General features: G+C 48.4%; 22 protein-coding genes. 9 read left to right on the forward strand and 13 right to left on the reverse strand.

What is annotated here, in order from left to right:
- Nucleotides 1–113 precede the first annotated feature (113 nt).
- A complete protein-coding gene (locus tag LPB400_RS06785) occupies nt 114–1,085 on the reverse strand; it encodes a class I SAM-dependent methyltransferase (RefSeq protein ID WP_107769037.1) in 972 nt (323 codons plus the stop codon).
- Nucleotides 1,086–1,421: 336 nt separating this feature from the next.
- Between LPB400_RS06785 and LPB400_RS06790 the strand changes: the two genes are divergently transcribed.
- Nucleotides 1,422–2,831 carry a DEAD/DEAH box helicase gene (locus LPB400_RS06790; RefSeq protein WP_188208644.1) on the forward strand — a complete coding sequence of 470 codons (1,410 nt, stop codon included), beginning with the start codon at nt 1,422–1,424 and terminating at the stop codon, nt 2,829–2,831.
- Between the two features lie 125 nt (nt 2,832–2,956).
- Here LPB400_RS06790 and leuB read toward each other — a convergent pair whose 3' ends face one another.
- From leuB to leuC, 7 genes are all read right to left on the reverse strand, one after another.
- Complete coding sequence (leuB, locus tag LPB400_RS06795; RefSeq protein WP_004520344.1) at nt 2,957–4,027, reverse strand: 3-isopropylmalate dehydrogenase; 1,071 nt, start codon at nt 4,025–4,027, stop codon at nt 2,957–2,959.
- Between the two features lie 66 nt (nt 4,028–4,093).
- A complete protein-coding gene (locus LPB400_RS06800) occupies nt 4,094–4,957 on the reverse strand; it encodes a DUF1444 family protein (RefSeq protein ID WP_219088534.1) in 864 nt (287 codons plus the stop codon).
- 38 nt (nt 4,958–4,995) lie between these two features.
- Nucleotides 4,996–5,457 carry a YhcH/YjgK/YiaL family protein gene (locus tag LPB400_RS06805; protein WP_219088535.1) on the reverse strand — a complete coding sequence of 154 codons (462 nt, stop codon included), beginning with the start codon at nt 5,455–5,457 and terminating at the stop codon, nt 4,996–4,998.
- Between the two features lie 64 nt (nt 5,458–5,521).
- Nucleotides 5,522–6,163, reverse strand: a complete 642-nt coding sequence (gene leuD / locus LPB400_RS06810; protein WP_003677355.1) for a 3-isopropylmalate dehydratase small subunit — start codon at nt 6,161–6,163, stop codon at nt 5,522–5,524.
- Between the two features lie 45 nt (nt 6,164–6,208).
- Nucleotides 6,209–6,574, reverse strand: a complete 366-nt coding sequence (locus LPB400_RS06815; protein ID WP_003686332.1) for a VOC family protein — start codon at nt 6,572–6,574, stop codon at nt 6,209–6,211.
- A gap of 103 nt (nt 6,575–6,677) precedes the next feature.
- Nucleotides 6,678–6,932 (reverse strand): hypothetical protein, encoded by a 255-nt coding sequence (locus tag LPB400_RS06820; protein WP_070589063.1) that lies wholly within the window; start codon nt 6,930–6,932, stop codon nt 6,678–6,680.
- Nucleotides 6,933–7,056: 124 nt separating this feature from the next.
- Nucleotides 7,057–8,466, reverse strand: a complete 1,410-nt coding sequence (leuC, locus tag LPB400_RS06825) for a 3-isopropylmalate dehydratase large subunit (RefSeq protein WP_219088537.1) — start codon at nt 8,464–8,466, stop codon at nt 7,057–7,059.
- A gap of 264 nt (nt 8,467–8,730) precedes the next feature.
- Here leuC and gshA point away from each other — a divergent pair, with 264 nt between their 5' ends.
- The 7 genes from gshA (at nt 8,731) to LPB400_RS06860 (ending at nt 18,147) form a co-directional block, all read left to right on the forward strand.
- The gene (gene gshA, locus LPB400_RS06830; RefSeq protein WP_070461887.1) at nt 8,731–10,089 is read left to right on the forward strand and encodes a glutamate--cysteine ligase; all 1,359 of its coding nucleotides are present in this window, start codon (nt 8,731–8,733) and stop codon (nt 10,087–10,089) included.
- A 101-nt stretch (nt 10,090–10,190) separates the two neighbouring features.
- Complete coding sequence (corA, locus tag LPB400_RS06835) at nt 10,191–11,261, forward strand: magnesium/cobalt transporter CorA (RefSeq protein WP_070461889.1); 1,071 nt, start codon at nt 10,191–10,193, stop codon at nt 11,259–11,261.
- Between the two features lie 117 nt (nt 11,262–11,378).
- On the forward strand, nt 11,379–11,861 hold the full coding sequence (locus tag LPB400_RS06840; RefSeq protein ID WP_219088539.1) for an acyl-CoA thioesterase: 483 nt from the start codon (nt 11,379–11,381) through the stop codon (nt 11,859–11,861).
- A 127-nt stretch (nt 11,862–11,988) separates the two neighbouring features.
- A complete protein-coding gene (gyrA, locus tag LPB400_RS06845; RefSeq protein WP_219088541.1) occupies nt 11,989–14,760 on the forward strand; it encodes a DNA gyrase subunit A in 2,772 nt (923 codons plus the stop codon).
- A gap of 64 nt (nt 14,761–14,824) precedes the next feature.
- Entirely contained in the window at nt 14,825–16,666 is a 1,842-nt protein-coding gene (gene uvrC / locus LPB400_RS06850) for an excinuclease ABC subunit UvrC (protein WP_107769045.1), read from the forward strand.
- 27 nt (nt 16,667–16,693) lie between these two features.
- Nucleotides 16,694–17,443, forward strand: a complete 750-nt coding sequence (gene aroD, locus LPB400_RS06855) for a type I 3-dehydroquinate dehydratase (protein WP_219088544.1) — start codon at nt 16,694–16,696, stop codon at nt 17,441–17,443.
- Nucleotides 17,444–17,577: 134 nt separating this feature from the next.
- Nucleotides 17,578–18,147: an acetate uptake transporter gene (locus tag LPB400_RS06860; RefSeq protein WP_063067856.1), complete on the forward strand. Its 570-nt coding sequence runs from the start codon at nt 17,578–17,580 to the stop codon at nt 18,145–18,147.
- Nucleotides 18,148–18,223: 76 nt separating this feature from the next.
- On the opposite strand, the gene yfaE is transcribed toward LPB400_RS06860, so the two are convergent.
- The 4 genes from yfaE to nrdA form a co-directional block, all read right to left on the reverse strand.
- A complete protein-coding gene (gene yfaE / locus LPB400_RS06865; RefSeq protein WP_003686421.1) occupies nt 18,224–18,523 on the reverse strand; it encodes a class I ribonucleotide reductase maintenance protein YfaE in 300 nt (99 codons plus the stop codon).
- 105 nt (nt 18,524–18,628) lie between these two features.
- Nucleotides 18,629–19,762, reverse strand: coding sequence for a class Ia ribonucleoside-diphosphate reductase subunit beta (gene nrdB / locus LPB400_RS06870; protein ID WP_094192798.1), 1,134 nt, complete (start codon nt 19,760–19,762; stop codon nt 18,629–18,631).
- A gap of 100 nt (nt 19,763–19,862) precedes the next feature.
- Entirely contained in the window at nt 19,863–20,636 is a 774-nt protein-coding gene (locus LPB400_RS06875; RefSeq protein ID WP_107769047.1) for a hypothetical protein, read from the reverse strand.
- Between the two features lie 75 nt (nt 20,637–20,711).
- Nucleotides 20,712–22,991: a class 1a ribonucleoside-diphosphate reductase subunit alpha gene (gene nrdA / locus LPB400_RS06880; protein ID WP_107769048.1), complete on the reverse strand. Its 2,280-nt coding sequence runs from the start codon at nt 22,989–22,991 to the stop codon at nt 20,712–20,714.
- A gap of 404 nt (nt 22,992–23,395) precedes the next feature.
- Between nrdA and LPB400_RS06885 the strand changes: the two genes are divergently transcribed.
- Nucleotides 23,396–23,728: a stress response protein gene (locus LPB400_RS06885; protein ID WP_070583918.1), complete on the forward strand. Its 333-nt coding sequence runs from the start codon at nt 23,396–23,398 to the stop codon at nt 23,726–23,728.
- Between the two features lie 51 nt (nt 23,729–23,779).
- On the opposite strand, the gene LPB400_RS06890 is transcribed toward LPB400_RS06885, so the two are convergent.
- Entirely contained in the window at nt 23,780–24,514 is a 735-nt protein-coding gene (locus LPB400_RS06890; RefSeq protein WP_219088546.1) for an epoxyqueuosine reductase QueH, read from the reverse strand.
- Between the last annotated feature and the right edge of the window lie 92 nt (nt 24,515–24,606).

The raw sequence follows: 24,606 nt of genomic DNA on the forward strand, positions 1-24,606 counted from the left end.
ACCTGGGGTCTTAGTTATTAAATTACCATGCTTATCTGTTTGGATCGTCATAATATTAGTTGGCATGTTGTTGTTATATTTATCATATCCAATATCCTTATTAACTCGGATGACTATTTCATAAATTGTATGAGAAATGCGACTTTATGCTTGATTTCCCAGCATTGATGGATTTTTTTGTTGCGGAAATCGTCGGGAACGGACTGTTTGGAAATGTCTTTGACGGCGTATTGTTCCGATACAGAATCATCCAACACAAAGCTGCGTAGATTGTTGGAGAAATAGAGAATGCCGTCTGAAGCGAGCAGGCTCATTGCGCCGTCAATCAGTTTTTTGTGGTCGCGCTGGATGTCGAGGATGTCGAGCATCTTTTTGCTGTTGGAAAAGCTGGGCGGATCCATGACGATCAGGTCAAACTTTTTGCCTTCGTCTGCGGCGTTTTGCAGGTATTGGAACACATCGGCGCGGACGATTTTGTGTTGTTCGGGGTTGATGCCGTTGAGTTCGAAATTGCGTTTTGCCCACTCGAGATAAGTGTTGGACAAATCGACGGTTTCGCTAGTTACCGCGCCGCCGGTTGCAGCGTAGACGGTGAAGCTGCCTGTGTAGGAAAACAGGTTGAGGAAGCGTTTACCAGCTGCGGTTTCGCCGACTTTTTTGCGCGTGTTGCGGTGGTCGAGGAAAAGGCCGGTATCAAGGTATTTGTCGAGATTGACCCAAAACTTGCGGCCGTTTTCAGTGATGACGAAATCGTCGCCGGTTTTGCCGGTTTTCTCGTATTGCTGCAAACCTTTTTGACGTTCGCGGCGTTTGAGGTGGATTTGTTCGGGCGCAAAACCGGTTACAAAACCGATGGCTTCCAATACATCGGCAAGCCATGCTTCGTATTCTTCGGGCTGCATCAGCCAGCCGGTATCGTATTCCTGAAGATGGATTTGGTCGCCGTAAACATCGACGGCAAAGGGAAATTGGGGAATATCGCGGTCGTAAATGCGCCAGGCTTCGATATTGTTGCGTTTGGCCCATTTCATAAGATGTTTGATGTTTTTGCCCAAACGGTTGGCAAAGGGGGTAATGTCGGTCATGGTTTCAGACGGCCTGAATAAGTATTGGGAAGGGGTTGGATTTTAACGCACTTGATGTCTTTTTGCTTGACTGTTGTCTATAAAATCTATATTATCCGCCGTTCGTCTTTTGATACGAAGCCATCGTCATCCAACCTAAACCGCCGTTTCGGGCGCGTTTCTTTTATTGCTTGCATATTTGCAAAGCCTTTTCTGTGCAGGTTGTCGTCGATGTTAACCACAAGCAAGATGCTTGCGACAACCCTGTAACTTCACATTTCCCGTATCGTTACTTTCCTTTGCTTCAGGTCGTCTGAAATTGTTCAGGCGTGCGCGTTGTTGTCTCTTAGGATAGATATGTCTATTAAATTTGCCGATTTGAATCTTGATAAAAACATTTTGTCTGCCGTAAGCAGCGAGGGTTATGAAAGCCCGACCCCGATTCAGGCGCAAGCGATTCCGTTTGCTTTGGACGGCCGCGACATTATGGCTTCGGCACAAACCGGTTCAGGCAAAACCGCAGCCTTCCTGCTGCCAACTTTGCAAAAACTGACCAAGCGCAGCGAAAAACCGGGCAAAGGCCCGCGCGCGTTGGTGTTGACTCCGACCCGCGAATTGGCGGCGCAAGTGGAAAAAAACGCGCTGGCGTATGCTAAAAATATGCGTTGGTTCCGTACTGTCAGCATTGTTGGCGGCGCATCTTTCGGCTACCAAACCCGTGCTTTGAGCAAACCGGTTGACCTGATTGTCGCCACTCCGGGCCGTCTGATGGACTTGATGCAGAGCGGCAAAGTCGATTTCGCCCGTTTGGAAGTGTTAATTCTGGACGAAGCTGACCGTATGCTGGACATGGGCTTTATCGACGACATCGAAACCATCGTGGAAGCGACGCCGAGCGATCGTCAGACTTTGTTGTTCTCCGCCACTTGGGACGGCGCGGTAGGCAAACTGGCGCGCAAACTGACCAAAGACCCTGAAACCATCGAAGTTGAGCGTGTGGACGATCAAGGCAAAATCGAAGAGCAGCTGTTGTACTGCGACGATATGCGCCATAAAAACCGCCTGCTCGACCACATCTTGCGCGATGCCAATATCGACCAATGCGTGATCTTTACATCAACCAAGGCCATGACCGAAGTCATCGCGGATGAATTGTACGAAAAAGGTTTTGCCGCCAACTGCCTGCACGGCGATATGCCGCAAGGCTGGCGCAACCGCACGCTGATGGACTTGCGTAAAGGCCGCTGCAAAATTTTGGTTGCCACCGATGTAGCCGCACGCGGTATCGACGTACCGACCATTACCCACGTTATCAACTATGACTTGCCGAAACAGGCTGAAGACTACGTTCACCGCATCGGCCGTACCGGCCGCGCAGGCCGTACCGGTATTGCGATTACCTTTGCCGAAGTGAACGAATACGTCAAAGTACACAAAATCGAAAAATACATTGGCCGCAAATTGCCTGAGCTGACCATCGAAGGCATGGAACCGACCCGCAAACGCAAATCTGCCGGTGGTAAACCGAAAGGTAAAGGCGGCTGGGGCGATCGTAAATCCGGCGGCTGGCGCGGCGATAAGAAACCGGCTAAAGAAGGTTTCGGCGGTAAAGCTCGCGGCGAAGGCCATAAAAAAGACGGTTTCAAGAAAGATGGCTTTAAGAAAGACGGTTTCAAAAAAGCTGACGGGTTCAAAAAAGGCGGCGAAGGCTTTAAAGGCAAACGTAAGTCTAACGACAGCTTTGGCGGCAAACACAAAAGAGGTTGATTTTTTCAATCTTAAGGCCGTCTGAAAAAGACATAAGGGCGTGTGAAGACACGCCCTTTTTTATGGTTTCAAGTTTCGCATATAAAAAAGCGCGGGATTGATCCCACGCTTTTTCAGACGGCCTCTTACAAAGCAGCCAATACGGCATCGCCCATTTCTGAGCAGGAAACCAGTTTGGTACCTTCTTCGTAAATATCGCCGGTACGCAAGCCTTGTTGCAGTACTTTTTGTACGGCGTTTTCGACTTGTTGCGCGCGTGCTTCGTCGTTCAGGCTGTAGCGCAACAACATAGCGAGGGACAAAACGGTTGCCAGCGGATTGGCTTTGTTTTGACCGGCAATGTCAGGAGCAGAGCCGTGAGACGGTTCGTACAGGCCTTTGCCGTTTTCGTCCAAAGAAGCGGAAGGCAGCATACCGATGGAGCCGGTCAGCATGGAGGCTTCGTCAGAGAGGATATCGCCGAAGATGTTGCCGGTAGCAATCACGTCAAATTGTTTGGGCGCGCGTACCAACTGCATGGCGGCGTTGTCGACGTACATATGGGAAAGCTCGACATCAGGGTATTCCTTGCCGATTTCTTCAAAGATTTCGCGCCACAGTTCGGTGGTTTCCAAAACGTTGGCTTTGCCTACGGAGCAGACTTTTTTGCTGCGTTTTTGGGCGGATTGGAAGGCAACGTGGGCAATACGGCGGATTTCGCTTTCGCTGTATTTCATGGTGTTGTAGCCTTCGCGTTCGCCGTTTTCCAAAACACGGATGCCGCGCGGCTCGCCAAAGTAAATATCGCCGGTCAGTTCGCGTACGATAAGGATGTCGAGGCCGGCTACGATTTCCGGTTTCAGAGTGGAAGCATTGGCCAGCTCTTTATACAAAATGGCAGGGCGCAAATTAGCAAACAGATTCAAGTCTTTACGGATGGCCAACAATCCGCGCTCAGGGCGCAATGGACGGTCGAGATTGTCGTATTGAGGAGAACCGACTGCACCAAGCAGTACCGCATCGGCTTTACGGCAAAGGTTTTGCGTGAATTCTGGATAAGGATGGCCGTATTCGTCATAGGCTTCGCCGCCCAAAGGCGCGTATTCGTAGCTGACATCCAAACCTTGTTCGATAAGTTTGTCGAGTACGCGGACGGTTTCTGCAACGATTTCAGGGCCGATGCCGTCGCCGCGCAAGATAGCGATATGTTTGGTCATTTCGGGTTTCCTTATGGGAAGGTTTTAGGTAAAGGGCAGGTCGTCTGTTTTTCAGACGGCCTTAAATCAATTTGCTCTGAAAACGCTGATTGTACCATTATGGTACTGGTAAAGCTGGGTAGAAATCGCGTAGGCAGAGTCTTCAAATGCCTGCAGGGCAATATTTGCCATCGCCTGCAAAGCCTCTTCATCGGACGGGCTGCAAACGAGCAGGGCGTTGCGTGCCGGGACTGCAAAAACGGGGTTGGCCGGCAGCATAGGATCGTCTTTAAGTACTTCGTCCAAAAGCAAAATCAGGGAAGCATCATAGTCGTTGTCCAAATGGATTTGAGCCAATGACCAACCTTCGGCATGATGAATTTGAACACGTCCATTCATTCGTTGGCGCAGATTATCCATGGCGGTACGATACAAGGCGTCCTCATCTTCAATACCGGCCTCTTTCATATGCTCACGATTGAGCGTATGCATGGATTCTTCCGTATCCACCATATAAAGCAACATGATATCGCCGGCAATCGGTTTGTATACCAGGTAATCGTCAGGTTCGGCTTCGTCCGTATTTGTAATCAGTCTGGCATTTTCCAGATAAATCGTATTTTTAATCGTCGGAAGAATTTGTTGTGCTGAAACACTGGCATCAGCGTCCTGAATCTTATCGATAACTGCTAAATTAGCTGCAACAATAGCTTCCAAGGCCTCGGGATTTTGCAGATAACTTGTGTAATGGTTGCTCAAATATGTGCTGAACGATGCTTCATCGTCTTCGGAAAACTGGACAATGATGGGCGAAGAAGCAATAGTTTCGCCCCAGTCGATTTTTGCTTCAAGATCCAATTCTTCTTGAATGCGATGGGCAAAGTATTCGACAAATTCCTGCCAAGTCATTAATTTAGGTTTGGAGCGGAACAACCTGCTGAAAAAAGACATATTGTGTCCTGAATAAGGGGATAAGGCCGTCTGAAATATTATAGACGTTCGGTTTCAACACGGATTTTAAAAACAACTTTGCGTATGTTCGCCCTGTCGCCGACCAATGGGGCATGCGCATCATTCGGGAAGAATAGCGCAAATTCACCTGGCTCCAAGGTCAGCCAGGTTTCCGGCTCGCAGTCGAAAAACTCGATATCGCGCTTTTCGTTGTAGCCTAAACCGTTTTTCAGACGGCCTCTGTCTATCCAGCCATATGTTTCGCTGCCGTCAATCGGCGTTTGAATATCAATATGTTTTAAGTGCGCTTCAGGCTGGGCTTCTCCCTTAGTCCTCATCGGCTCGCTACCGATAAAAATACGGATATTGGGATTCTCGCATGGTACTTGGCCGTCCGGCAGCTTGGCAAAATTTAGGGTCTGCAACAGATGGAAGGCTTCGGCAAAGTCGGGATGCAAGGCAGCGTAGCGGGTGGCATTGCTTATGGTGTCGGTAATCATGGTATATTTTTGTAGATTAAAGGCCGTCTGAAACACTTAAATTTTTCAGACGGCCTTTTGTATATCAACCGTTAAACAGCCAAGGCTGGCTTTGGCGGCGTTTTTCCTCAAAGGCGTGGATTTCGTCAGCGTGTTGCAGTGTCAGGCCGATTTCGTCCAAGCCGTTTAAGAGGCAGTGTTTGCGGTGTTCGGTAATGTCGAATGTGAATGTTTCGCCGCTAGGGGTGGTCAGGGTTTGCTCGGCAAGGTCGATGGAGAGCTGATAGCCTTCGTTGGCTTCAACTTCTTTGAAAAGCTGGTCAACCTGTTCTTCTGTCAAAACGATAGGCAAAAGGCCGTTTTTGTAGCAGTTGTTGAAGAAAATATCGGCAAAGCTGGGGGCGATGACGGCGCGGAAGCCGTAGTCGTCCAATGCCCAAGGGGCGTGTTCGCGTGAAGAGCCGCAACCGAAGTTTTTACGCGTCAACAGGATTTGTGCGCCTTGATAGCGTGGCTGGTTCAGGGAGAAATCCGGATTCAACGGGCGTTTGCTGTTGTCCATGCCAGGTTCGCCGTGGTCGAGGTAACGCCATTCATCAAAGGCATTGGGGCCGAAGCCGCTGCGTTTGATAGATTTCAGAAATTGTTTGGGGATGATGGCATCGGTATCGACGTTGCTGCGGTCGAGCGGGGCGACGATGGCGGTGATTTTGGTAAAGGCTTTCATGTCAGATTCTTATAGTAATAATGGGAAATTTTATGGCTATTCGGGTTAGCGTGTGCTGTGCAAACCGATTCGGTTGCCTTCTGTGTCTTCGATAAATGCTGCAAAGCCGTTGGCAATGCGGAATTTCTCTTGTAACAGTTTGCCGCCTGCTGCAACGGCTTTTTCTGCTGTTTCGGCACAATCCGGGCAATTGAAGAAAATGGTTGTACCGCCGTGGCCGGGCTGGGCATTGCTGTCGTGCCAAATCATGCCGGCCGTACCGTGTTGGGTGTAATCGGCTGGGAAAATGATGAAACGGAATCCGTTGCCGCCAACGTCTTGCAGGGGCTTGTCGAATACGGATTCGTAAAAGGCTTTGGCGCGATCCAAATCATGAGCGTGAATACCAAACCAGCTTGACGGATTACTCATTGTTTCTTCCTTTGCTTGGAATCGTGAAAATGTCTGAAAAATTAATAATGTATCAGGCCGTCTGAAACGGAGTCAGGAGCTTCAGACGGCCTGATTTACCGAATTATTCGGTAGCGGCTTCGATTTTTTCTCCAACATGGCTCATGCCGCGGCCTACTGCATTGCCGCCTTTTTTAACGGCTTCACCGGTTTTGTCGACAACGTGTTCTGCCGTTTCTTTGGTTTTATCGGCTACGCGCTCGGCAGTCTCTTTGGTTTTGTCCCAATTGCGGTTGGTATCGTCTTTTGCGCCGGACCAAGTGCTGGAACAAGCTGACAGGATGAGGGCTGCGGCAGCTAATGCAAACAGTTTTTTCATACTAGATTCCTTTCAAGTTATCAATGATTAAGAAGGTTTTCGGACGTTTTGCGCAATAGAAAAACTTACTTGAGCAAGGTATTGTTTCAGACGGCCTGATCAATAAAGGCCGTCTGAAAATACTTTAAGCCATAGTGCGGATGTCGGTAAAGTGGCCGGTCACCGCAGCTGCGGCTGCCATGGCAGGGCTGACGAGGTGAGTGCGTCCGCCGTTGCCTTGACGGCCTTCAAAGTTACGGTTGGAGGTGGAGGCGCAACGTTGTCCCGGGGTCAGGCGGTCGGCATTCATGGCAAGGCACATAGAGCAGCCCGGCTCGCGCCATTCAAAACCGGCTTCGATAAATACTTCGTGCAAGCCTTCTTTTTCTGCCTGCTCTTTAACCAAACCGGAGCCGGGGACAATCAATACGCGTTGCACATTGTCCGCTTTTTTGCGGCCTTTGGCGATAGCGGCGGCTTCGCGTAAGTCTTCAATACGGCTGTTGGTGCAAGAACCGATAAAGACGATATCGACAGGGATTTCGTTTAATGGCGTACCGGCTTCTAAGCCCATGTATTCAAGGGCGCGTTCCATGCCGCTGCGTTTGACCGGATCGGTTTCTTCGGCGGGATTAGGCACTTTACTGCTGATGTCCAAAACCATTTCAGGCGATGTGCCCCAAGTTACTTGAGGCTCGATGTCTTCAGCTTTGAAGTGGTATTCTTTATCGAATACGGCGCCTTCGTCAGACACCAGCGTGCGCCAGTACTCGAGGGCTTTGTCCCACGCTTCGCCTTTAGGTGCGAAAGGTTTGCCTTTTACATAGTCGATGGTGGTTTGGTCGACGGCAACCATACCTGAGCGCGCACCGGCTTCAATCGCCATATTACACAAGGTCATGCGGCCTTCCATAGAAAGGCTGCGGATGGCTTCGCCGCCAAACTCAATGGCGTAGCCTGTACCACCGGCCGTACCGATTTGACCGATGATATAAAGTGCTACGTCTTTGGCGGTAACACCGGGTTTCAGACAGCCTTCAACGGAAATCAGCATGGATTTGGATTTTTTTGCGGTAATGCACTGGGTCGCCATGGTGTGTTCGACTTCGGAAGTGCCGATACCGTGCGCCAATGCGCCGAATGCGCCGTGGGTAGAAGTGTGTGAGTCGCCGCAGACGACGGTCATGCCGGGCAGGGTGGCTCCTTGTTCCGGGCCCATAACGTGCACAATGCCTTGGCCTTTATCCATAAACGGGAAGTAGGCGAGTGCGCCAAACTCTTTAATGTTTTTGTCCAAAGTATCGACTTGCAGTTTGGAAATCGGGTCTTGAATACCTTTGTGCCAGTCGCCGGTCGGGGTGTTGTGGTCGGCTGTGGAGACTACGCTGTCGATACGCCAGAGTTTGCGGCCGGCCATTTTCAAGCCTTCAAATGCTTGCGGGCTGGTTACTTCGTGAACCAGGTGGCGGTCGATGTAAAGCAGGACAGTGCCGTCTTCTTCTTCGCGGACGACGTGGCTGTTCCAAAGTTTATCGTAAAGGGTTTGTGCGCTCATGATGAGTATTCTTTGCTATTGGTAGGTATGAATGATGGTTTGCGTTTATGGGCGGATTTTAGGCTTTTTATAGGGGCTGCGCAATAGGAATTTGTCCAATTTTTAAAATTTGTTGTAAAGTTTCAAAAAAACTTATCAAAAATTAGACAAATTGTAGAATTGTTGACAAAAAGATGCATCTTATCTGAAAGAATACTTGTCGAAATGCACTAAAAAGTTCTATCATTCTCACTCAACATCCACACTTACCAAGAGGTATAGAGAATGAAATTACCGGTAATGGCTCCTGAGCATCTGACTCAATTACGGGAATTTGAGAAAAAAGTCCTTGCCAATCATGCCAAAATCGAAGCATGGTTCCGTTCGCATTGGAACGAACACCGTCCGCCATTTTATGGTTCGGTTGACATCCGTAATGCCGGTTACAAAATTTCATCTATCGATATGAACCTGTTTCCAGGCGGCTTCAATAATTTGAATCCCAACTTTATCCCGCTGGCGGCGGTTGCCGCGCAGGATGCGGTACAGCGCGCCTGTGAAACGGCCAAATCCGTATTGATTATTCCTGAAAACCACACGCGTAACACATTCTATCTGCAAAATGTTTACGCCCTCAGCGAGATTTTGCGTTCGGCAGGATACGAAGTGCGCTTGGGCAGCTTGAATCCAGAAGTGACTGAGCCAACCGAGTTTGAAACCGCATTGGGCGACAAAATTTTGCTTGAGCCTTTATTGCGTACCCGTGAGCGTGTACATCTCGCAGACGGTTTCTCGCCTTGCGTTGTTTTGTTGAACAATGACTTGTCAGGGGGTGTTCCTGAAATCCTTAAAGATATCAGTCAAACCGTTTTGCCTCCATTGCACGGCGGCTGGACGACTCGCCGTAAAACCGAACATTTCGGCGCGTACAACCAAGTTGCTGCCGACTTTGCCAAGTTGATTGACATCGACGAATGGCAAATCAATCCTTATTTTGAAAAAATCAGCGGTTTGGATTTCCAAGAGCGTGAAGGCGAAGATGCGTTGGCAGGCGCGGTAGAACGCGTATTGGCGAAAATTCAAGCCAAATACGATGAATTGGGTATTACTGACCAGCCTTTCGTTATTGTGAAAGCCGACGCAGGCACTTACGGCATGGGCGTGATGAGCGTTAAATCTGCCGATGAAGTGCGCGGATTGAACCGTAAAAACCGCAATAAAATGGCAAAAGTCAAAGAAGGTTTGGAAGTCAGTGAAGTCATTGTCCAAGAAGGTATTTATACCTACGAAACCATGAACGGCGCCGTGTGCGAACCCGTCGTTTATATGATGGACCGTTTCGTTATCGGCGGCTTCTTCCGTGTACACGAAGGCCGTGGTGCAGACGAAAACCTCAATGCCGGCGGTATGGTGTTTGTTCCGCTGTCCAACAGCATCCCTACCGGTAACGGCGACAACTCCCAAGAAGCGCCTGAAGCCTGCAAACGCGTATTTGAACAATGGGATTCGCTCGGTATGCCGCGCTCCGAAAAAGACTGCGACGTGGACAATGAACACAACCGCCTCTACGTTTACGGCGTAATGGCGCGCCTGTCCTTGCTTGCTGCCGCATTGGAGTTGGAGAAAACCGCGCCTCAAGCCTAATAAAGCGTTGATCGATATTGTCAGGCCGTCTGAAAATTTGTTTTCAGACGGCCTTTTCTGTCTGTACAATTCATTCTAACTAAAAAACATGATTTATTTTTATGAGCAAACCAGCCAATCCAGTTGAGACAACCGACATTCTGCAAGACCAAGCCATGCAGCGCAGCAATACCGACAATGCGCCGCGCTCTGCCATCCATCAAACCCTGTATTCCGCCGATACCTTTGTTCAGTATGATTATCTTGCCGGGAAAAACTTGCCTGATATTACCCGTCCGCAAGAAGGCCAAATCAACTGGCTGCATTTTGTCGGCATCAATGATGTTGCCTTGCTCAAACATGCGCTTGAGCCTTACGGCATCCATGAGCTGGTTATTGAAGATATTCTCAGCCGCAAGCAACGTCCGAAAATTGAAGACTACGGCAGCTATGTTTTTACTGCCGCACAGGTTTACCATTACACAACTACAGGCAAGCTCCATTCCGACCAAGTGTATGTGATTATCGGCAAAGATTTTGTGTTGTCTTTCCAACAAAAACCGTTGGGCTTGTTCAGTCATCTGCGCCGGCAGATGCACGAAAATCCGCACAATATTTTGAACAAAAACACGGCGTTTCTGGCGTATTGTCTGCTTGACCGTATTGTGGACGACTATTTCATCGTTTTGGAGTCGTACAACAACCGTGTCGAAGCGATAGACAAGTCCCTGTTTAAAAATGAAAACAGCGATATTCTCAGTAAGATTCACCGCCTCAAGCGCGATGCCGTCCGTCTGCGGCGCACGCTTTTGCCATTGCGCGACGTGTTCTACCAACTGGCCGTACGCGGCGATTTTGCCATTTTCAAAGGCGAATCGACCGTCTATCTGCGCGATGTGTACGACCACAATATGCAGCTTATCGAATCGCTTGATGCCTCGCGTGATATGGTGTTGAGCATGATGGACATTTACCTTTCCTTCCAATCCAACCGCATGAACCAGCAAATGCGCGTGTTGACGGTTATCACCATCATCTTTATGCCGCTGACCGTCATCACCGGTATCTACGGCATGAACTTCGACAATATGCCCGAGCTGCATTGGCATTACGGCTATTTCATGGTTTTGGGTGTGATGCTGTGCATCATCATCGGACTGCTGATTTTCTTTTCGCGTAGAAAATGGTTATGATCAGGTGTGGCAGATTGAATTTTTCCACTCAAAAACGGTAGAATCAAAATTCCTACAAAACATGCCGTCTGAAATAACAGGCGGCCTTAAAAACAAACCACTTCAAGAGGTCAAACCATGGAACAAGCACGCCAACTTCCTTCTCACGAACTCATCATGTCCGAGCTGATGATGCCGGATACGGCAAACTTCAGCGGCAATGTTCACGGTGGCGATCTTCTGCGCCTGCTTGACCAAGTGGCATATTCCTGCGCCTGCCGTTACAGCGGTACTTATTGCGTTACTCTGTCTGTTGATAAAGTATTGTTTAAAGAGCCTATTCATGTCGGCGAACTGGTAACCTTTTACGCCAGCATCAACTACACCGGCCGTACTTCTATGGAAGTCGGCATCCGTGTAGAGGCGCAAAACATCCACACCGGCGAAGTGCGTCATACCAACAGCTGCTACTTCACCATGGTTGCCGTTGAAGACGGTAAGCCGGTTCCTGTACCACCTTTGGAAATCAATACTCCGCGCCAACGCTGCCGTTATGAAAGGGCTAAAAAACGCAAAGAGTTGAGTTTGCAGGCTGCGGACAAAGATTCTGGCTGCAACTAAATTCAATTTATTAAATAACGAAGGCCGTCTGAAATCCTGTTTCAGACGGCCTTCACGCAAAAGCCATAAACCGCTTGTTTTGTGGTAGAATCAACAAGACTTTTGCCATACGAAATTACAGATAATCATGACCGACGCAACCATCCGCAACGACCATAAATTTGCACTTGAAACCCTGCCTGTCAGCCTTGAAGACGAAATGCGCAAGAGCTACCTCGATTACGCCATGAGCGTAATTGTGGGGCGAGCCCTGCCGGATGTCCGCGACGGTCTCAAGCCGGTACACCGCCGCGTGTTGTACGCGATGCACGAGTTGAAAAACAACTGGAATTCCGCCTATAAAAAATCGGCGCGTATCGTCGGCGACGTTATCGGTAAATACCACCCCCACGGCGATATAGCCGTTTACGACACAATCGTCCGCATGGCACAAGACTTCTCCATGCGTTATGTACTGATCGACGGTCAGGGCAACTTTGGTTCTGTCGACGGCTTGGCCGCAGCAGCCATGCGTTATACCGAAATCCGCATGGAAAAAATTTCCCATGAAATGCTGGCGGATATTGAAGAAGAAACCGTCAACTTCGGCCCCAACTATGACGGCAGCGAACATGAGCCACTGGTATTGCCGACCCGTTTCCCTGCGCTGTTAGTCAATGGTTCGTCCGGTATTGCCGTCGGTATGGCAACCAATATCCCGCCGCACAATTTGGGCGATACCATCAATGCCTGCCTGCGTTTGTTGGATGAGCCTGAAACTGAAATCGACGAGCTGATCAATATCATCCAAGCGCCCGATTTCCCAACCGGCGCAACTATTTACGGCTTGAGCGGCGTGCGCGAAGGCTATAAAACCGGCCGCGGCCGCGTGGTAATGCGCGGTAAAACCCATATCGAGCCTATCGGCAAAAACGGCGAACGCGAAGCCATCGTTATCGATGAAATCCCATATCAAGTAAACAAAGCCAAGCTGGTTGAGAAAATCGGCGAGTTGGTACGCGAAAAAACGTTGGAAGGCGTATCCGACCTGCGCGACGAGTCCGACAAATCCGGTATGCGTGTCGTGATCGAATTGAAACGCAATGAAAATGCCGAAGTCGTTTTGAACCAACTCTACAAACTGACCCAGCTGCAAGACAGCTTCGGTATCAATATGGTGGCCTTGGTTGACGGCCAGCCGCGCTTGCTGAACCTGAAACAAATCCTGTCCGAGTTCCTACGCCACCGTCGCGAAGTCGTTACACGTCGTACTTTATTCCGCCTTAAAAAAGCGCGTCATGAAGGCCATATTGCCGAAGGTAAAGCAGTTGCCTTGTCCAATATCGACGAAATCATCCGTCTGATTAAAGAATCTGCCAATGCGCCGGAAGCCAAAGAAAAATTGCTATCCCGCCCATGGCGCAGCAGCTTGGTTGAAGACATGCTCAGCCGTACCGATTTAGACCTGCACATGATGCGCCCTGAAGGCTTGCCAGAGAATTTGGGCCTGCACAGCCAAGGCTATTACCTGAGCGAATTGCAAGCCGATGCCATTTTGCGCATGAGCTTGCGTAACCTGACCGGTCTCGATCAGGAAGAAATTGTCGGCGAATATAAGAATCTAATGAGTAAAATCATTGATTTTGTGGATATTCTTTCCAAACCTGAGCGCGTTACCCAAATCATCCGCGAAGAATTGGCAGACATCAAAGCCAACTTCGGCGATGAACGCCGCAGCGAAATTAATCCGTTTGGCGGCGATATCGCCGATGAAGACCTGATTCCGCAACGCGAAATGGTCGTTACCCTGACTCATGGCGGCTACATCAAAACCCAACCGACTACCGATTATCAGGCGCAGCGTCGCGGCGGCCGCGGCAAACAGGCAACGGCAACCAAAGACGAAGACTTTATCGAAACCCTGTTTGTTGCCAATACGCATGATTATTTGATGTGCTTTACCAATTTGGGCAAGTGCCATTGGATTAAAGTGTACAAACTGCCGGAAGGCGGCCGTAACAGCCGTGGTCGTCCGATTAACAACGTCATCCAATTGGAAGAAGGCGAAAAAGTCAGCGCGATTTTGGCTGTCCGTGAGTTCCCGGAAGATCAATACGTTTTCTTCGCCACCGCACAAGGCATGGTGAAAAAAGTCCAACTGTCTGCGTTTAAAAACGTCCGCAGCCAAGGCATTAAAGCCATCGCGCTTAAAGAAGGCGATTACTTGGTCGGCGCAGCGCAAACCGGCGGTGCGGACGACATTATGTTGTTCTCCAACTTGGGCAAAGCCATCCGCTTTAACGAATATTGGGAAAAATCCGGTAATGATGAAGCAGAAGATACCGATATCGAAACCGAAAACGAAGATTCAGACGGTCTGGATGATGAAAATGCCGAAAACGCATTGCCAAGCGGCAAACACGGTGTCCGTCCGTCCGGTCGCGGCAGCGGCGGTTTGCGCGGTATGCGCCTGCCGGCCGATGGCAAGATTGTCAGCCTGATTACCTTCGCCCCTGAAGCCGAGCAAAGCGATTTGCAAGTATTGACTGCTACCGCCAACGGCTATGGCAAACGCACCCCGATTGCCGATTACAGCCGTAAAAACAAAGGCGGCCAAGGCAATATCGCCATCAATACCGGCGAGCGCAACGGCGATTTGGTTGCCGCGACTTTGGTTAGCGAAACCGACGACCTGATGCTGATTACCAGCGGCGGCGTCCTGATTCGTACCAAAGTTGAGCAAATTCGCGAGACCGGCCGGGCTGCTGCCGGTGTCCGCCTGATTAATCTGGATGAAGGCGAAACCTTGGTCAGCTTGGAACGCGTGGCCGAAGAGGCCGAAGATGAAGCTGCTCTGGAAAGCGATGCAGCTGAAAACCAAGTGGTAAAAGCTGAAGATACTCCGTCTCAAGAATCTTAAACGTCAATGAATAAGGCCGTCTGAAAAGTTTTCAGACGGCCTGCTTATTCCAAAAGAAAATCCCGTGAGCGCAACCGAACCGTTCGATTTACCTCTTTTTCTGAAAAATCTGCCCAATCTGCCGGGCGTGTACCGTTTTTTTGACGAAGACAACAATGTTTTGTATGTCGGCAAAGCGGTCAATCTCAAGCGGCGCGTTTCCAGCTATTTCCAAAAAAACGATCATTCGCCGCGCATCGCATTGATGGTAAAACAGGTTCACCATATCGAAACCACCATCACACGTTCCGAAGCTGAAGCGCTGATTCTTGAAAACAACTTCATCAAAGCCTTGTCGCCGAAATACAATATTCTTTTCCGCGATGACAAAAGCTATCCTTATTTGATGCTCAGCGGCCATCAATATCCGCAAATGGCGTATTACCGCGGCACGCTGAAAAAGCCCAATCAATATTTCGGCCCGTATCCGAACAGCAACGCCGTGCGTGACAGCATTCAAGTATTGCAAAAAGTCTTTATGCTACGTACCTGCGAAGACAGTGTATTCGAGCATCGCGACCGTCCTTGTCTGCTGTACCAAATCAAACGCTGTACCGCGCCTTGTGTCGGTCACATCAGCGAAGAAGATTATCGTGACAGCGTGCGTGAAGCTGCGACTTTCCTTAATGGCAAAACCGACGAATTGACGCGCACCTTGCAACACAAAATGCAAACTGCCGCCGCGAATCTGCAATTTGAAGAAGCCGCCCGTTACCGCGATCAAATTCAAGCGCTCGGCATCATGCAGAGTAATCAGTTTATCGACAGTAAAAATCCGAACAATCCAAACGACATCGATTTGCTTGCGCTGGCAGTTTCAGACGGCCTGGTCTGCATACACTGGGTCAGCATCCGCGGTGGGCGGCACGTAGGCGACAAAAGCTTTTTCCCCGACACCAAAAACGATCCCGAGCCAAACGGACAAGATTACGCTGAAGCCTTCGTCGCCCAACACTATCTGGGCAAAAGCAAACCCGACATCATCATCAGTAACTTTCCCGTTCCCGATGCGCTGAAAGAGGCTTTGGAAGGCGAACACGGCAAGCAGATGCAATTTGTCACCAAGACCATAGGCGAACGCAAAGTCTGGTTGAAAATGGCGGAACAAAACGCACAAATGGCGATTGCTCAACGCCGCCTGCAACAAAGCAGCCAGCAGCACCGTATTGATGAACTGGCCAAAATCCTCGGCATGGATTCAGACAGCCTCAACCGCCTTGAGTGTTTCGATATCAGCCACACGCAAGGCGAGGCCACTATTGCGTCCTGCGTTGTGTACGATGAGCAAAGCATCCAGCCTTCGCAATACCGCCGCTACAACATCACGACCGCCAAGCCCGGCGACGACTACGCCGCCATGCGCGAAGTGTTGACGCGCCGCTACGGCAAAATGCAGGAAGCCGAAGCCAACGGAGAAAGTGTCAAATGGCCGGATGCCGTGTTGATTGACGGCGGCAAAGGGCAAATCGGCGTAGCCGTATCAGTATGGGAAGAACTCGGGCTGCACATTCCTTTGGTCGGTATCGCCAAAGGCCCCGAGCGCAAAGCTGGTATGGAAGAACTCATACTGCCTTTTACCGGCGAAGTCTTCCGCCTGCCGCCCAACAGCCCGGCTTTGCATTTATTGCAAACCGTACGCGATGAGTCGCACCGCTTTGCGATTACAGGCCACCGCAAAAAACGCGACAAAGCACGCGTTACTTCCTCACTCAGCGAAATCCCCGGTATCGGTAGCAAACGCCGTCAAGCATTGCTTACCCGATTCGGCGGTCTGCGCGGCGTGATTGCGGCCAGCCGCGAGGACTTGGAAAAAGTGGAAGGCATCAGCAAAGCCTTGGCAGAAACCATTTATGAGCATCTGCACTGATTGGCTTGAAGAGCAAAAAGGAACAATATGAAACCTGTCATCATCAAAAATATCGAGATCGGCAAAGGCCTGCCTAAAATTGCCGTACCGCTGGTGGCCGCCAATACGCAGGAATTGGAGCAGGCTTTGCGCGTATTGAAAGAGACGGCTTTTGACATTATTGAATTTCGTGCAGATTTTTTTCAAGCTGCGCTTGATGCCGATTTTATTGCCGAACAATTAGGCATCACTCGACAGGCTTTTCCTGACAAGCCTTTACTGTTTACGTTTAGAAGGGCGCAAGAGGGCGGCAATACGCCTTGTTCTGACGAGTATTATTTTGAATTATTGGAAAAAATCATCCGTTCCAAACAAGCCGATATTATCGACATCGAGCTTTTTGCCGAGGAAAGCAGCGTAAAACAAACCATTGCTTTGGCGCATGAGTATCAAACTGCCACCTTGCTTTGTAATCACGATTTCCAAGCCACGCCGTCTTTGGCAGACATTACAGGCCGTCTGAAAACAATGGCAGAGTGGGGCGCGGATATCTGCAAAATTGCCGTTATGCCGCAATCGCCGCAAGATGTATTGACCTTATTACAGGCAACATATGATGTTTCACAAATTATCGACCGCCCAATTATTACTATGTCCATGGGTAAAACCGGAGCCGTCAGCCGCTTGGCCGGCTCGGCTTTCGGCTCGGCGATTACCTTTGGTGCGGCACAAAAAACGTCGGCCCCCGGCCAAATTGATGCCAATGAATTGAGGAAAATCTTGGCAATTTTGGGATAGTTTAATTATTAATATTCAAGGCTGTCTGAAAAATATTTTTCAGACAGCCTGATTTTTTTAAATTTATTTCTTTTAATTTTAAATAAAATAGGTAACAATAGGCTTCCTATTTCAATAACTAGAGGAGAAATAAAATGACTACTACTAAAGAAAACCTGGCGAATCCAGGTCCAGTAGGCCTGTGTGGCTTTGCATTGACAACTTGGTTACTCAGTCTGATTAACGGCGGCTTTTTTACTGCTCAAGAGGGTGTCGGCTTAGTTTTGGGCATGGCTCTCGCCTTTGGTGGTATCGCCCAAGTTATTGCCGGTATGTTTGAGTTCAAGAAAGGCAATACGTTTGGTTTTACCGCTTTTATCAGCTATGGCGCCTTCTGGTGGACATGGGCTTTGTTTACCATCTTTTTTAAAGGTGAAACAGCCCCGGCATTTATCGGTTGGTATCTCTGCGCATGGGGTATGTTCTCGCTGATGATGTTTGTGGCCACCTTGACCAAGCCTAAAGTATTGAGCGGTATTTTCTTTTGCTTGACACTGACTTTCTTTGCTTTGGGTATTGGCGATGGCATGGAAAATCATAGCATCGTCCATATCGGCGGTTGCTTAGGCTTGGTAACTGCACTTGGTGCGTTCTACTTGGCAGCGGCTGAGGTCATCAACGAATCTTTCGGCCGTACTGTTTTGCCGGTTGGCGAGCGTAAATAAGCTTAACCATACAAAATGCCGTCTGAACGGTGGACATGAAATCAAAGATTTCGGCCACAATGTTCAGACGGCATTTTTATTTGTCTTCAAATAAATCAACATCAAATAAATCCGGCTCTTTGATGCGCTCCCGACAATCGAGTTTGATGTCTTCAGTAACTCGGCAGCAGCACGGCAAAATTTCTCCGGGCGCGACAAAAGCGAGCGGAAAATTATCATAAGAGACTTTCCCATCCAAGATTTTAACCCGGCATGAACCGCAATAACCGCTACGACATTGGTATTCAACTTCGTGTCCAGTGCGCTCCAAGCCCTCCAATAAGGTTTCGCCTTGTTGGAGTTGGAAGGTTTTGTCGTGTGTGCTGATGAGTGCCATATGATTTGTTTGGATTGGAAAGGCCGTCTGAAACGGTGTAAAGACGAAATCAAAGATTTCTGCCACACCGTTCAGACGGCCTTGATCATAAAACCGAATGTTCGATTACAGCTCGAAATCGCCCAAATCGTCGGCATTGACTTCCGAATCAATCTGACCAATCAGGTAAGAGGAAATTTCCACTTCCTGCGGCGCAACCTGTACATTGTCAGAAGACAGCCATGCGTTGATCCAAGGAATCGGATTTTGGGTCGCACCTTCAAATCCGGCAGGAAGGCCAACCGCCTGCATACGCAGATTAGTAATGTATTCAACGTATTGAGCCAGAATTTCTTTATTCAGGCCAATCATCGAACCGTCTTTAAACAGATAGGCCGCCCATTCTTTTTCCTGTTCGGCTGCTTTTTTGAAGAGATTGAAACACTCGTCCTGCAATTCATTCGCAATTTCAGCCATTTCAGGATCATCGGCACCGGCACGCATCAGGTTGAGCATATGCTGGGTGCTGGTCAGGTGCAGGGCTTCGTCACGGGCAATCAGCTTGATGATTTTAGCGTTGCCTTCCATCAATTCGCGCTCGGCAAAGGCGAAAGAGCAGGCGAATGAAACGTAGAAGCGGATGGCTTCCAATACATTGACGCACATCAGGCAGAGATAGAGCTTTTTCTTCAATTCGCGCAAAGACACGGTAATGAGCTTGCCGCCGACATTGTGCGTGCCTTCACCCAACAGATTGTAATACTGAGTGTATTCAATCAAATCATCGTAATAGCAGGCAATGTCTTCAGCACGGGCGATGATGTATTTGTTTTGCACAATATCATCGAACACGACTGACGGATCATTCACGATATTACGGATGATATGGGTATAGCTGCGTGAGTGGATGGTTTCGCTGAAGCTCCACGTTTCAATCCACGTTTCCAGCTCGGGAATAGACACCAAAGGCAAGAACGCAACATTCGGGCTACGGCCTTGGATCGAATCGAGCAGGGTTTGGTATTTCAGATTGCTGATGAAAATATGTTTTTCGTGTTCGGGCAGATTGGCGTAGTCGATACGGTCGCGCGACACGTCGATTTCTTCCGGACGCCAGAAAAACGACAGCTGCTTTTCAATTAGTTTTTCAAATACTTCGTATTTCTGCTGGTCATAACGGGCAACATTCACCGGCTGACCAAAAAACATCGGCTCTTTCAGCGCGTCGTTTTTGGTCTTGGAAAAGGTGCTGTATGACATAGTTAAGTGTTCGCAGGACATAGTGGGCTCTTTTTAGATTAACTTAAAATGGTAATATTAATATTGTGAAACTTATCTCTTTTATCTAAAAACATACTTATTAATTATTGAAATCTTTAATATTTTCAATTAATTCAAAACCCTTATTAGCTAACTCTAAAATCCCCGTAAAACAGGTAACTTTTTTTGCAATTTCTCCCATTTTAGAAAGGAGATTCTTACCAGTTTCTGTATTGCTCATGAATTCTTTATATTCATGATTGAAATACATATGACCAACAGTATTTTCTAGGGCTTCGATAATAGCTTCAGAACCAGTAATTGCATATTGATCAATGGATTCAATAAGACGCAAAAGATATTTTAGAATAGAAGACTTAACATTTTCTTCTATATTTTCAGAAATTAATATGTCCTGATATATGCTTTTTATAGAATTATTTATTTCAATTAGTTCACTTTCATCAATTTTTCTCAAAAATGAAAGTTGATTTTTTTCAAAATTAGCATCAATAATCTTAACAGAAGAATAAAGATATGAAGTCATATTTTCATCTAAATAACAAATGACCTCACCCCATTTTCTATCTAGTTCTACCGATTTACCAAGAAAAAACAATATGTTTCCCATCCAATTCTGACAATGCTCGATATAGTCAGGTTCATTTACTTGGAAATAGTTATTAATCTCCTCAATTAAATTTATAACTTTGCTAATCGAAAATAGAATATTACGATCACTAGCTTCATCATTAGTTAGATTTAAAATCTCCATCCACGCGCCTCTTGAAGTACGAAGTGATGGAACTCCTTTAGCTTTTTTAATAATTTTCAATAATCTTTGTGCTGGATTATCATAATAAGTATTAGACATTTTCTTCCATCCTTTGTTTTATTTCATTTTCAGACGACCTTTTAAACTCTAAAGGTCGTCTGAAAATCCCCCTTATCAAATCTTACAAGCCCCACCAGCGCAGCCGTCATCTTGAATATCGGCCTGTGTATCGTCCGCACCGTCTCGGGTGTTGTGGTAGTACAGGGTTTTGACGCCGTATTTGTAGGCGGTCAGCAGGTCTTTCAGCATTTGTTTCATGGAAACTTTGCTGCCTTCAAATTTGTTCGGGTCGTAGGCGGTATTGGCGGAAATCGATTGATCGACGAATTTTTGCATTACGCCGACGAGTTTCAGGTAGCCTTCGTTGCCGGGAAGTTGCCACAGGGTTTCGTAGGCATCTTTCAGGGTTTCAAATTCCGGTACGACTTGTTTCAAAATACCGTCTTTTGATGCTTTAACGCTGACCAGGCCACGTGGAGGCTCGATGCCGTTAGTGGCGTTGGCAATTTGCGAGCTGGTTTCAGACGGCATGAGTGCGGTCAGGGTAGAGTTGCGCAGGCCGTATTTGACGATGTCGGCGCGCAGGCTTTCCCAGTCGTAGTGCAAAGGCTCGTTGCACACGGCATCCAAGTCTTTTTTGTAGGTGTCGATGGGCAGTTTGCCTTGCGAATAAACGGTTTGGTTGAAGAGCGGGCATGCGCTGTATTCTTTGGCAAGGTTTACCGATGCTTTGAGCAGGTAATACTGCATGGCTTCAAAGGTGCGGTGGGTCAGGCCGAGGGCGGAGTCGTCGCTGTAACGTACGCCGTTTTTTGCCAGATAGTAGGCGTAGTTGATTACGCCGATGCCGAGTGTGCGGCGGTTCATGGTTGCGGTGCGTGCTGCTGCAACCGGATAGTCTTGATAATCCAGCAGGGCATCAAGTGCGCGTACGGTCAAATCGGCAAGCTCTTCCAGTTCGTCCAAGTTGTTCAATGCGCCCAAGTTGAAGGCGGATAAGGTACACAAGGCGATTTCGCCTTCTGCATCGTTGATGTTGTCCAGCGGTTTGGTCGGCAGGGCGATTTCCATGCACAAGTTGGACTGATGAACAGGCGCAACGCGCGGATCAAATGGGCTGTGCGTGTTGCAGTGGTCAACGTTTTGGATGTAGATACGACCGGTACCGGCACGTTCCTGCATCAGGGTAGAGAACAATTCTGTTGCCGGCAAAGTATGTTTGCGGATGTTTGGATCTTGCTCGTATTGAGTGTAGAGGCGTTCAAACTCGTCTTGGTCGGCGAAGAAGGCATCATACAAACCCGGAACTTCATTCGGCGAGAACAGGGTAATATTGCCGCCTTTAATCAAGCGGGTGTACAGCAGGCGGTTGATTTGTACGCCGTAGTCCAGTTGGCGGATACGGTTGTCTTCTACGCCGCGGTTGTTTTTCAATACCAACAGGCTTTCGGCTTCGATATGCCACAATGGGTAGAACAAGGTTGCCGCGCCGCCGCGTACGCCGCCTTGCGAGCAGGACTTAACGGCCGCTTGGAACATTTTGAAGAATGGGATACAGCCGGTGTGTTGTGCTTCGCCGCCGCGGATTTCGCTGCCCAAACCGCGGATACGGCCGGCGTTGATGCCGATGCCTGCACGCTGGGAAACGTATTTCACAATCGCGCTGGTGGTGGCGTTGATGGAGTCGAGGCTGTCGTCGCATTCAATCAACACGCAGCTTGAGAATTGACGGGTAGGCGTACGCACGCCGCTCATGATAGGTGTAGGCAGCGATACTTTGAATGTGGAAACGGCGTCGTAAAAGCGTTTGACGTAATCCAAACGGGTCTCTTTCGGATATTTGCTGAAGAGACACATGGCCACCAAAATGTATAAAAACTGCGGCGTTTCATAAATTTGGCGGGTAACGCGGTTTTGAACCAGATATTTGCCTTCCAGCTGTTTTACGGCTGCATAAGAGAAGGTCATATCGCGGCTGTGGTCGATATAGGCATTCAGCTCGTCGAATTCTTCGCGGCTGTAATCTGCGATGATGTGGCGGTCGTATTTGCCTGCCTCGGTCAGTTTTTTAACGTGATCGTAGAGGTGAGGCGGTTCGAATTCGCCATAAGCGATTTTGCGCAGATGGAAAATGGCGAGGCGGGCAGCCAGATATTGATAATCGGGCGTATCTTGTGAGATCAAGTCGGCCGCGGCCTTGATGATGGTCTCATGGATATCGTCGGTACGGATACCATTGTAAAACTGAATATGTGATTTGAGCTCAACTTGCGATACGGAGACGTTTTGTAAGCCTTCTGCCGCCCAAGTAACAACGCGGTGGATTTTGTCTAAATCGATATTTTCCAAGCGTCCGTCGCGTTTGGTTACTTTAATATTCGTTGCTGCATTCATTGTTCAGTCTTCCCATTAAAAAACACAAGATACGGTATGTGATTGCTTTGAACGGCACAATATAATGTATTTTTCTTTGTTTAACTAGACTTGACAATGCGCTTTTTTCGGGGGCTGATTAAGGAGAGGGAGGGCTCAGACTAGGATTCATGTGGCTTTGTGGCGATTTGGCATTATTTTGCATTTGCATCACATTTGGTTAGACATTGGCTAGAGGCTTATGAAATAAAGAAATTTATATTCAGCTTCTGTCTTCATGGACGGTATGTTAAATTTTGCAAAGCAAGAAGGATAGTGCTGTAATTGCTTAAACTCATTTATCATGAAACATATTGAGAAGTTTGTCGAGGTATCAGGCGAGGCATATAATGGGATGACTATCCAACCTAAACTGGGAGCGAATCATGTTGACACTGAAAACTTTAGGTTCCGCACTGGCGGCGGTTGCCGTATTGAGCTTGGGTGCTTATTCTGCCGAAGCGGCGGCCAAACCGCATGGCCATCATGTGAGCAAACACCAGCAGGCGAAGAAAAACAAATTGCATCCTGCTTGTAAGAGATACCTTGAGCGCCGTGCTGCTTGGTATCGTTATAAAGGCAACAAGGCTGAGTTGAGGGAAAACCGTAAAGCGGCAAAAGCGTTCCGCGGTTTGCCTTATGCCGAGCAAAAAATTCAATGCCAAGCTGCTTATCAGGCATTTGATGATTTTGATCACGGCAAATTCCGCCGCCGTTAATCATCTGATTTGAACAAAGGCCGTCTGAATATTTCAGACGGCCTTTGATATTTATTTCTCAACAAGGATTTTGTTTTCGGCTTGAGGCTCGTATTGGGTGGATTCATCACCGTAATACAATACGCCCAGCTTGATGGGGATGCGGCCTTGCGATTTGCGGTGGGCATTGGAATCGCGCAGGGAGTAGGCGCAACCGCAATATTCTTGTTGGTAGAAATGCTCACGCTTGCTGATTTCAATCATGCGTGCGCTGCCGCCGCCTTTGCGCCAGTTGAAATCCCAATAAACCAAGTCATCGTACGGCTCGGCAGCGCGATGGCCGCAGCCGTTGATTTGTTTCATGTCTTTCCAGCGTGAAATGCCCAGTGAGCTGGTGAAGACATGGAAGCCGTTTTCATGGGCGTATTGCGCCGCTTTTTCAAAACGCATGTCGAAACACATGGTGCAACGGATACCACGTTCAGGTTCAAATTCCATGCCTTTGGCTTTGGCGAACCATTCTTTGCGGTCGTTTTCGTAGTCGTCGTCTTTATCGACAAAGGGGATGCCAAATTTGTCCGCAAAACGCATATTTTCTTCTTTGCGCAACATATATTCTTTGTGCGGATGGATATTGGGGTTATAAAAATAAATGGTGTAGTCGATGCCGCTGGCAAGCATGGCTTCCATCACTTCGCCGGAGCATGGGGCGCAGCAGGAATGCAGCAGGACTTTCTTATGGCCGCCCGGTGGAACGAGGATGGGGCGGTCAATATCGGTAACGATGGGAGTGTTTAATTCGGTCATGGTTGGATTCTATTTATTGTTAAGTGTTTCAGACGGCCTTGGGTATTGAGGCCGTCTGAAATATAAGATGAAGCATATATTTTAACAGAGCT

The sequence above is a fragment of the Neisseria perflava genome (genome assembly GCF_019334725.1).
Lineage (GTDB): Bacteria > Pseudomonadota > Gammaproteobacteria > Burkholderiales > Neisseriaceae > Neisseria > Neisseria subflava_A.